At 72.9% G+C, this 7,083-nt stretch carries 6 protein-coding genes; 3 read left to right on the top strand and 3 right to left on the bottom strand.

All coding sequences use genetic code 11. The features are described 5' to 3' along the window. Window positions 1-207: 207 nt before the first annotated feature. Window positions 208-840, top strand: a complete 633-nt coding sequence (locus ACFFNX_RS37080; RefSeq protein ID WP_378210707.1) for a trimeric intracellular cation channel family protein — start codon at window positions 208-210, stop codon at window positions 838-840. A gap of 10 nt (window positions 841-850) precedes the next feature. On the opposite strand, the gene ACFFNX_RS37075 is transcribed toward ACFFNX_RS37080, so the two are convergent. Next, window positions 851-1,276 carry a MerR family transcriptional regulator gene (locus ACFFNX_RS37075; RefSeq protein ID WP_378210706.1) on the bottom strand — a complete coding sequence of 142 codons (426 nt, stop codon included), beginning with the start codon at window positions 1,274-1,276 and terminating at the stop codon, window positions 851-853. 84 nt (window positions 1,277-1,360) lie between these two features. Here ACFFNX_RS37075 and ACFFNX_RS37070 point away from each other — a divergent pair, with 84 nt between their 5' ends. Beyond that, complete coding sequence (locus tag ACFFNX_RS37070) at window positions 1,361-1,966, top strand: class I SAM-dependent methyltransferase (protein WP_378210705.1); 606 nt, start codon at window positions 1,361-1,363, stop codon at window positions 1,964-1,966. A 10-nt stretch (window positions 1,967-1,976) separates the two neighbouring features. Here ACFFNX_RS37070 and ACFFNX_RS37065 read toward each other — a convergent pair whose 3' ends face one another. Continuing rightward, window positions 1,977-2,501 carry an FHA domain-containing protein gene (locus ACFFNX_RS37065; RefSeq protein WP_378210704.1) on the bottom strand — a complete coding sequence of 175 codons (525 nt, stop codon included), beginning with the start codon at window positions 2,499-2,501 and terminating at the stop codon, window positions 1,977-1,979. A 246-nt stretch (window positions 2,502-2,747) separates the two neighbouring features. Between ACFFNX_RS37065 and ACFFNX_RS37060 the strand changes: the two genes are divergently transcribed. Continuing rightward, window positions 2,748-6,239 carry an NACHT domain-containing protein gene (locus ACFFNX_RS37060; RefSeq protein ID WP_378210703.1) on the top strand — a complete coding sequence of 1,164 codons (3,492 nt, stop codon included), beginning with the start codon at window positions 2,748-2,750 and terminating at the stop codon, window positions 6,237-6,239. A gap of 65 nt (window positions 6,240-6,304) precedes the next feature. Here ACFFNX_RS37060 and ACFFNX_RS37055 read toward each other — a convergent pair. Further along, on the bottom strand, window positions 6,305-7,083 hold a 779-nt coding region (locus ACFFNX_RS37055; protein ID WP_378210702.1), incomplete at its 5' end, for a cytochrome P450.

Genomic DNA, 7,083 nt, shown 5'->3' with positions numbered 1-7,083 from the left:
CGGTGAAGGTAGGACCGCCGGAGTGCGCCGTCAAGACCGCCGGAACGGAGTGTTACCAAGCCGAGACCGTGACCGGCCGGCGGCCCGTGCGCGGCGGTGCGAGTCCGCGGGCATGAGCCGCACGCGCACGGCCGCCACGTCGTCGGCCTGCCCGGCGGGCCGGGGCCGGGTTCGGGGCCGGTGGGAGGAGAAGGCACGCTGATGGTCATGCCCGAACCACCGCTCCTGCTCACGCTCGACCTCGCCGGCACGTTCGCGTTCGCCCTCAACGGTGCCGTCACCGGCATGCGCGCCGCCCGCCTCGACATCGTCGGAGTGCTGACCCTCGGCATGATGACCGCCCTCGGCGGCGGCGTCGTGCGCGACACGCTCATCGGCGCGTCGCCCCCCGCGACCTTCCGATACTGGCCCTACCTCGTGGTGGCCGCGGGCGGGGCGCTGGTCGCGTTCTTCCTCGGCCGGCCGCTGCGGAGATTCGCCCCGCACATCGAGTTGTTCGACGCCGCCGGGCTGAGCCTGTTCTGCGTCACCGGTGCGACCAAGTCCCTGCAGTACGGTCTCGCCGTGGCCCCGGCCGTCATCCTGGGGGCCGTCACCGGCGTCGGCGGCGGGACGATCCGCGACGTCCTGGTCCGGCGCGTCCCCACGGTTCTCACCAGTGGCCTGTACGCCATACCCGCCCTGGTCGGTGCGGCGATCGCCGTGGCCGCGGTGCGCACCGGCGTCTACGGTGTTCCCGCCGCGCTCGGCGCCGCCCTGGCCTGCCTTCTGATCCGCGTCGCGGGCATCCGGTACAACCTCAACGCCCCGGTCGCGCCCGAGACCAGAGACCGGCGATGACCGCATGAGGTCAGTGGGAGTGGGCCTCTTCGAGGGAGGCTCCCGCCAGGCGTGCCGCGACCAGGTCGGCGAAGTTGGGGCACTCGAAGACGTCTTCGTGCGGGCAGGCCAGGCCATGGGCGATGGCGGTGCGTGCCGCCTGGGCGCGGGCGATCCGCCGGTCCAGCTCGGCGAGCTTGCGCCGGTGCAGTCGCCGCCAGCCGCCGTCGGCCGACGTGCGCGCCGCGATGAGCGCCTTGATCTCGCGCAACGTGAAGCCGACGTCTCGCAGCAACAGGATCACCCCGACCAGCCCGGCCGCCGACGGCGGGTAGCGCCGCCGGCCGGAGACACGCGTCGGCGCCGGGAGCAGCCCGAGCTCCTCCCAGTAGCGCAGAGCGGAGGTGGCGGTGCCGGTGCGCCTCGCCAGCTCCCCGATCGTCAGCCGCTCGTCCATCTTGACTTCAAGCGTACTTGAAGCCGTTCACTGGCCGCCATGCCAACAGCAGTCGCAACTCTCAAGCGGCGTGCGCTCGAAAGAGTGGTTCGCCAGTTCGGTCACCCCCGGGGCGTCGCCGGGCGGGTGGTCGGTCAGGTCCTGGCTCATCGCCGTTCCAACCGGCAGCGCAACAGGTGGGCGGTGTCGTTGCTGGACGTGCGGCCCGCCGACCGGGTGCTCGAGATCGGGTTCGGTCCGGGCGTGGCCATCGCCGAGCTCGCCGGCCGAGCCACCCGGGGCCACGTCTACGGCGTCGACCACTCCGAGGCCATGGTCCGGCTGGCCCGCCGGCGTAACGCCGCCGCCGTCCGCGCCCACCGCGTCCATCTCGCTCAGGCCTCGGTGGACCGGTTGCCCGACTTCGGGGAGCCGTTCGACGCCATCCTGGCGGTCAACTCCCTGGGGTTCTGGCCCGACCCGGTCGAACGCCTCCGCCGGCTCCGCGATCTGCTCCGCCCCGCCGGGCGCATCGCGCTCGTCAGCCAGCCGCGCTGCCCCGGCGCCACGCGAGACACCACGGCCCGGGCCGCCCGGGAGCTCCAGGACCTGCTCGCCCAGGCGGGCTTCACGCGGTTCCGGGTCGAGACCCTCGACCTGGAGCCACCGGTCGCCTGCGTCCTCGCCGACAACCCGGCCGCGCCGGAGTGACCGGGGGAGCTCAGGCCAGGATGAAGCGGGTCTTGCCGAAGGCGATCTCATCGCCCGGGCGTACGCGTGTGGGGGCGACGATGCGGTAGCCGTTGACGAGCGTGCCGTTCATCGAGCCGAGGTCGGCCAGCAGCCAGTTGTCCCCGGCGCGGCGGAGCTCGGCGTGCACCCGGGAGACGCTGAGGTCGGTGACGACGAACTGGCAGCCCGGCGCGCGGCCGATCAGCAGGCGCGACCAGTCGTGCGGGGGAAGGGCGAAGCGCGGCAGGCGCGGCGCCCGCCAGGCGGCCTCCAGGCGCGCGGTCATCGACGACAGCGAGGTGACGGCTCCGGCGAGGCCGCGGACCAGGCGGCTGGCCGGGGGCAGGTCGCTGACCAGCGCGGTCAGCTCCGCGTGGCTGCGGGCCCGCAGCGCCGACTCGACGCGTTGCTCGAACGTCTCATGCGAGAGTCTGCCGTCGGCGACCCGGTCGCGTAGCTCGCGGAGTACACGATCGCGGTCCGCATCCGATGCGCGTGCCGAGAGCCCTTCCATGAGATGAGTATCAGGACCGGAAAGTCTCATGTCCAGTACGCGGCGGAGTGTCCAGGCCAGAGCCTCCCGGCACTAATGATCTACAACGTAAAGGCGCGCCGACGGGTTCGCCGCTCGCGGCAAACCCGTCCGGCTCGCACCCTCCACGGCAAGTTCCCTGAATGGCGTATTCACGGGGCCTCTGACCGATTAAGTGGTGACCAGCGGCGCCAAGACCGGATATCGGGTTGATCGGCAGGGGAGCGTATGAAGCGGACGCAGGCCGGCTTACTGGTGATGGCCGGGGCGGCGGCCCTGGTGGCCGGGGGAGTGGCGACCAACCAGGTCGTCTCCGGCGCGGGCGTCAGCTGGACCTGGGCCTATCTGGCGCTGGGCTTCACGGTGCTGGGCTCGGTGCTCTCCCTTCACCTCACCCGGTCCCCGGCCGCGGCGGTGGAGCGGTGGATGCTGGGCCGCCGGCGTACGTATCTGCGGCAGCTGCGGGCCTCGGTGGCCGACATGGAGACGATCGGGGTGGTGACACACGGCGAGTTCGTCCTGCGGATGCGCCAGGTGTATGTGGACGTGGCCCTTCGGCCCCGCCCGCCGCAAGAGCTCGAGCGCGACTCGGGGCTCGGCCCGGTGACTCCGCAGCAGGCGGGAGACCGGCGACCGCTGCAGTCGTTCCTGCGGGACAGCCGGGTGTTCGCGGTGATCGGTGCCTCGGGGTCGGGCAAGACCACGCTCGCCCGGCACACCGCCCTGGCGATGTGCGGCCGGCACTGGAGGTTCTGGCGACGACGGCAGATGCCGGTGCTGCTCTACCTGCGAGACCACGTCAGGTCGATCCTCGCGGAGCAGCCGCCGTTCCTGCCGGAGGTGGCGAGTTCGGCCGGCTGGCTGGACGGCCGGATTCCGCCGAGCTGGCTGGGGAAACGGTTCGACCGGGGCCGGTGCGTGATCCTGCTGGACGGCCTGGACGAGGTCGCCGACGAGGGGGACCGCGCGACGGTCGTCCGATGGCTGCGCCGGCAGATCGAACGGTATCCCGCGAACACTTTCGTCATCACCTCCCGGCCGCACGGCTATTCGTCCAATCCCCTTCCCAACGCCGATGTGCTGCAGGTCCAGCGTTTCACCGCGGAACAGATCTCTGAGTTCCTGCGCCACTGGTCCTACGCCGTGGAGTGCCGAGCGCGGAACCGGTCGGGTGGACCGGTGCGCGCCGCCGCCCGCCGGCAGGCCGATGACCTGTTGCGCAAGCTGAGGAGCGGCCCGGCGATGTACGAGCTCGCCGCGAACCCGCTGCTCCTCACCATGATCGCGAACGTGCACCGCTACCGGGGCGCGCTGCCCCGCAGCCGCGCGGACCTGTATTCGGAGATGTGCGACGCGCTGCTCCACCGGCGTCAGGAGGCCAAGAACCTCGCCGACGCGACCGGGCTGGAGGGGCCCAAGAAAGTGCGCGTCCTGCGTCACCTGGCGCTGCGGATGATGCGTGAGCGGACCCGCGACATGGCCACCGCCGAAGCCGAGGACCTGATCAAAGAGCCGTTGCGGCATGTCACCGGTCAGGGGCGGCTCACCCCGGCGATCTTCCTGGACGAGGTACGCAAGAACGGGGTCCTCGTCGGCGGGGAGCACGGCGCCTGCGGCTTCGTCCATCTCAGCATCCAGGAGTACCTGGCCGCCGCCTGCATCCGAGCCGAACCCGCCGAGCATCTGCGTCTGCTCACCGAGGGCGTCAACGATCCCTGGTGGCGCGAGACCACGCTGCTGTGGGCCGCCGGCAGCAACGCGACACCTGTCATCGACGCCTGCCTCGCATCCGGCACCATCGACGCGCTGGCGCTGGCGTTCGACTGTGCCGATGAGGCCTTGGAGATCGATCCGGCCACTCGTGCCCGCCTCAACCGGCTCCTCACGGCGGCGGACGTCTCCGGCGGTGACGACCGGGCGGCGCGCCGGCGGCTGCGGCTCATCGCCGCCGTGACCGCCTCGCGCGGCCTGCGGGAGATCGTCTGGCACGGCACCACCGCGGTGTGCGCCCAGCCGATCTCCCGCGACCTGTACAACCTGTTCGTCCTGCACGAGCGCGGGACCGGACGTCACACCCCGCGGCAGCCGCTCGGCGAGGGTGCCACCGGGCGTTCCCCGGCCGTCGGGATGTGGGCCGACGACGCGGCGCGATTCGTGGGCTGGCTCAACACTCTGCTCGACGAGGGCCCCACGTACCGGCTGCCCGCTCCGGCCGAGCTCGCCCACCCCGACGCGGCCCTGACGCACGTCCTCGGCCGCCACACCGTCTGGGCCGCCGACGACCGCATCGTGCTCCACCGGCCCGACCGGGTTCCGTGGCCCTACGCGCCGGGCCGGGAGCGGCTCGGCAAATATCCCGGAACCGTCCTGGAGACGATCCGCCCGGCGTTACGCCTGGCCCAGATCCCACGCGACGCCTCCGACGGCGATCTGCACCATCTCCTGGCCTACACGCGTGTCCTCACTCCTCGCCTCGGCGCCGATCCGCTCGCCCCGACGGCGCTGGAGTGGATGATGACGGTGGACCGCGCCCGTGACCTCGCCGACACCCTCGATCTCGTGTTCGACCTCGCCGCGGACCTGCGCCACCTCGGTTCCGACCCTGAGCCGCTCGCCACCGTGTTCGCCATCGCGACGAACCTCGGCACCGCGCTCTGGCGGGGGTTGTCGGCAGGGCATGACCTCGCGCTCGTCCTCGACCGGGCCGGTCACCGGGGTGAGGGGAAGGGGCTGGAGCAGGCCGTCGCGCACGCCCGCGCGCTGGCCGGGGACCTGGCCTACGCCCAGAGCCGGCCGGCCGTCACGCCCCTCATGCGCGACCGCGTCCGCGACCTGAGGCGGGCCCTCGCCGTGCATCACGGCACCGACCTGGCGCACGACCTCGAGCGGTGCCGCGACCACGCGCGGGCGTACGCGCGGTCTCTGGGCCGCGCCGACGCGCTGCGGCGGGCGGCCGACCTTCCGCTCCAGGCGCTTCATGGCGTGCGTCGACTCGATCGTGGCCGGGCCCGGCGCCTCGAACTCGACCTGCCGGCACGCCGTGACACCGCCCACGACGTCCCCATCGTCCGGGCCCGCGACCTCACCGGCCGGCTCATCGGTCTCATCGGTCTGCTCGGCGACGGCGCCGCCGAGGACGACCTCGAGCGGAGGCGCCGGGTCATGGACTCCACGGCCCGCGCCCACGACCTCGGCCGTGCGCTGAACCGCGAACTCAACCGCGCCCTCGCCTGCGACGTCGCGCGCGGTCTCACCGACCCGGAGCTGCTGCCGGTCATCGTTCCCGCGGCCGGTGTGCTTCTGCGCCAGTGGACGAGCCCGCGCGGCGCCAAGGCCGGCGACGGCCAGGCCCGCACGTCCTTCGAGCGGTTCGTCGCCAAGCTCATCGGCGGATCCACGCGGGGCGCCGAGGACCCCGGCGGTGAGATACGCAAGGTCCTGCGACTGCTGTCGGACGACTTCGGCCGCGCGGAGGTGCGCAGGCTCCTCGTGCGCGCCCACGCCGTGGTCGCCCCGATCCTGGATCGCCGGGCTCTCGTCGACGAATCCGCCCTGGCCGCCGCGGCGACCGGGCTCCTGGCCGCGATCGCCCTGCTGCAAGGCCCGCAGGAGAGGGACCTCGCCGGACGACTGGCGCGGGCCCTGGGCACGCTGACCGTGCTCGCGGACCGGGGGACCGCCGCCTCCGCCAACCAGATCGTGCTTCTCGTCCGGGCCTGAGCCGAGGATCGCTATTGATCTACAATGTAAAGGCGCCGGGCTCGGTCATGCCGGGTCCCACTCGGTCATGCCGGGTCCCAGCGGACACGAACCTCGGCGGGCTTGCGAAAGACCAGGCCACGCGCTCCGCCGGTGTGTTCCAGGCGCAGGCCGGGGAGGCGGAGCAGAGCGCCCAGCGCGGTCGCGGTCTCCAGGCGAGCCAGGTGCGCGCCGAAGCAGAAGTGCGGGCCGCGCGCGAACGACAGGTGCCGGTCGGCGTCCTCGCGGCGGACGTCGAAGCGGTCCGGGTCGGTGAAGACGGCCGGGTCGCGGTTCGCGCCCGCGATCGAGACCCGTACGAGGTCGCCGGCGCGGATGTCCGCGTCGCCGAGCCGCACGTCCCGCACGGCGTACCGGTCGACGACCGAGGCGGCCGGCTCCAGGCGGACCGACTCCTCGATGGCGCCGGCGAGCAGGGCGGGATCCTCAAGCACCAGCGCGAGCTGGTCCGGATGACCGAGCAGGTGGGCCGCGGCGTTCGTGATCATTCCTTCGGTGGTGTCGATGCCGCCGAACATCAGCACGGCGGCGTCGGCGACGATCTCGGCGGAGGTCAGCCCCTCGGGCCGCGCGGCGACCTCGGCGAGCAGGGAGGACGGCCGCCCCTCCTTGATCGCCTCCTCGACCCGCGCGCGCAGCAGTCCGTACGCCTCGGGCACCACGGCCTCCTCGCCGGCGGTGATGGCCGACACGCCCGCGACGAGCGCCTCGTACCACGACCGGACGGTGGTGGCGTCGGTGCCGCCGAGCCCGAGCGCCTCAGCGTCGACCGCGACCGCGAGCGGCCCGGCCAGCTCGGCGCGCA

The sequence above is a fragment of the Actinoallomurus acaciae genome (genome assembly GCF_042429965.1).
Classification (GTDB): Bacteria; Actinomycetota; Actinomycetes; order Streptosporangiales; family Streptosporangiaceae; genus Actinoallomurus; species Actinoallomurus acaciae.
Note: the sequence above shows the minus strand (reverse complement) of the source record. Positions and strands in the feature narration are given on the sequence as shown.